We start from the raw sequence: 1,868 nt of genomic DNA on the forward strand, positions 1-1,868 counted from the left end.
AATTTTTCAGTTTCCAAGAAATTGATGCTAGAAAAATCTCATCTACAAATCTACTGGAACGATTAAATAGGGAAATCCGGCGCCGGACTAGAGTCGTTGGAATTTTCCCCAGTATGGATTCATACGTCCGGCTTGTCACAAGCTATCTCATTGAGTACAGCGAAGATTGGTCCAGCGGGCGTTCTTACATTAATCCTAAAATTATTACCGAGCTTCAACTACAATTAGCAAAAACTGCTTAATCCCATTTGGAGGTTGATGGTTTTTGCGAACATTGCTTGACACTATCAATAAAACATATTGCTTTGCAAAAATATAAATCAGTGCCTTATAATATAAAAAGAATCCCTTTATGGGAGGTATTATGAATCGGACTGACGTGCCGGACCGGATATTAAAGTATATATAGGAATATATTTTAAGTAAGGAGGGATATCATAGTTATGACTGCTAAAAAAAGCAATGAAAAAGGTAATAATATTCAAAAGCTGCGGATTAAGAAAAAATGGACACAAGAACAAGTTGCCCGCTCCATGGGTGTCAGGCGGGCATCTGTGTGCCGTTGGGAGACGGACGTGATGTTGCCACGGGCAAGTAAGCTGCCTAAGTTGGCGCAGCTGCTGAACTGTAGTATTGACGAACTGTTAGAAGAAAAAAAATAGATGATATTCCCCCGCATAGTATAATTGACGGTATTTTGAAACGAATATTCGCAGAGTAATCTGCGGATATTTTTTTTATTTTAATTTTCGTCTGATTTCTGTAACAGTGCCAATGATTTTGATAGGGAGCTCCCGAGTTTCTTGGGATGTGTAAAAATGAGAAACACAGGAAGAAAAATTATATCCAATAATAAGTATTCCATCTTTTTCCTTTTGAACCTTGCGTACTGTGGCATTGCTGTGCTCGATAAGAACAATACAGAGGTCCGTGGCGGTGATGTCATTCTGATGACTGGCGATGATGACATCATTTTGGTGTAACTCTGGTTCCATACTGTTATCAGGCATGCGAAAGGCAAAATAATCTCTATGGATAGACTTTGCCCGGGAAATTTCTTCATAGCCGTCAATATCGGTAGCCACATGGATCGGGATATCGGAAGTAATCTGATGAAAAATGGGGATTTTTGTGCTTTTGCCAATCTCTGTTTCTATTATTTTCCGACCAAGGAGATAGTCAATTGTTACATGAAAATAGTCAGCTAATTGAATAAGTGAGGCCTGCGTGGGTTCGAATTGACCATTTTCATAGCGGGAATACGTTGCTTTTGTTACGTGCAGTAAATCAGCAACCAATTGCTGCGGAACCCCGCGTGCATGTCGTAGTTCTTTCAACTTATTCATCATATAGGATACCCTTCAAAAAATTTGTTACGTTTTAAGTACTAATATAACTATATGGTATATAAATAGCAACGTAAAAACAAGGAAAATATTGACATATAACTTATTATGTAATAACATTATTCTATAAGTTACGAAAAATGATACTATGCTAAAAACATCCAATTTGTATTTGTTGTTTTTATAAGATAACGATATAAAAATGATAAGTTTATAATTGCTAATTTTGTGCCTGCAAATGAAATAACGGCGGTGTTTAAAGTGTGTATTGTTTGTAGTAGTCAACCCAAATTGTAACACTGAGTGATAGTTTCCTTATGCCGACATTCTGGCAGCATAAGGAGGTAATCCATTGTTGTAGGAATGGGGTCTACGCCGATTGTAATGGCAATAGACAAACCAATAAATACCTTCATTCATCGACTTCACATCCCTAAATTTCCGTAAATTAAAATACTCATTTTTCAACGTGTTATAGAATCGTTCCATGGGTGCATTATCATATGGACAGCCGGCTCGGCT

At 37.4% G+C, this 1,868-nt stretch carries 4 protein-coding genes; 2 read left to right on the forward strand and 2 right to left on the reverse strand.

Features of this window, described 5'->3' with window-relative positions:
- Together AB840_RS15155 and AB840_RS15160 are read left to right on the forward strand one after the other, a co-directional pair.
- The coding region (locus tag AB840_RS15155; RefSeq protein WP_048515654.1) for an IS256 family transposase at positions 1 to 242 on the forward strand (242 nt) is incomplete at its 5' end.
- 201 nt (positions 243 to 443) lie between these two features.
- Positions 444 to 662, forward strand: a complete 219-nt coding sequence (locus tag AB840_RS15160; RefSeq protein ID WP_048515655.1) for a helix-turn-helix domain-containing protein — start codon at positions 444 to 446, stop codon at positions 660 to 662.
- A 75-nt stretch (positions 663 to 737) separates the two neighbouring features.
- Here the strand turns inward: AB840_RS15160 and AB840_RS15165 are convergent, their stop codons facing one another.
- Complete coding sequence (locus AB840_RS15165; protein ID WP_048515656.1) at positions 738 to 1,349, reverse strand: helix-turn-helix domain-containing protein; 612 nt, start codon at positions 1,347 to 1,349, stop codon at positions 738 to 740.
- A gap of 312 nt (positions 1,350 to 1,661) precedes the next feature.
- Positions 1,662 to 1,868: integrase core domain-containing protein (locus tag AB840_RS16295; protein ID WP_152669421.1), on the reverse strand; the 207-nt coding region annotated here is incomplete at its 5' end.

Origin of the sequence: Megasphaera cerevisiae DSM 20462, assembly GCF_001045675.1 — a bacterium.
Lineage (GTDB): Bacteria > Bacillota > Negativicutes > Veillonellales > Megasphaeraceae > Megasphaera > Megasphaera cerevisiae.

Excerpts from the sequence above, each read along its gene's own strand:
- AB840_RS15160 (WP_048515655.1), top strand. The coding sequence starts at position 444 with ATGACTGCTAAAAAAAGCAATGAAAAAGGTAATAATATTCAAAAGCTG.
- AB840_RS15165 (WP_048515656.1), bottom strand. The coding sequence starts at position 1,349 with ATGATGAATAAGTTGAAAGAACTACGACATGCACGCGGGGTTCCGCAG.